Source organism: Bartonella sp. MR168JLCBS, assembly GCF_042194175.1.
In genome coordinates, this window is the sequence record NZ_JBHIMP010000578.1 from 1 (window position 1) to 241 (window position 241).

The window sequence follows — 241 nt, forward strand, 5'->3', positions numbered from 1 at the left end:
TGCCACATCCTTTAATCTTTGATCATAACCGCATTGAACAATTTCGCAAACGTGCTTTCCAAAAAGCAAAAAAGGGATACGATTTTTTACTGTCTTCCATGGCCGAAGACCTCTATAAACGTCTCAGTACTGTTGATCGGCGTTTTATATTAGCTCTAGATTTACACAGCCATACAGATCTTGCAGTGCAAGCTTTAATGAAATCAGGAAAAGTCCGTTCAATAGAACGCGTCGAAACCGA

The 241-nt window shown here is 39.8% G+C and carries 1 pseudogene; it reads left to right on the forward strand.

Annotated elements, in window-relative coordinates:
- Nucleotides 1-241 (forward strand): annotated as a pseudogene (locus ACFIK8_RS12790) (methyltransferase); the annotation flags it as partial.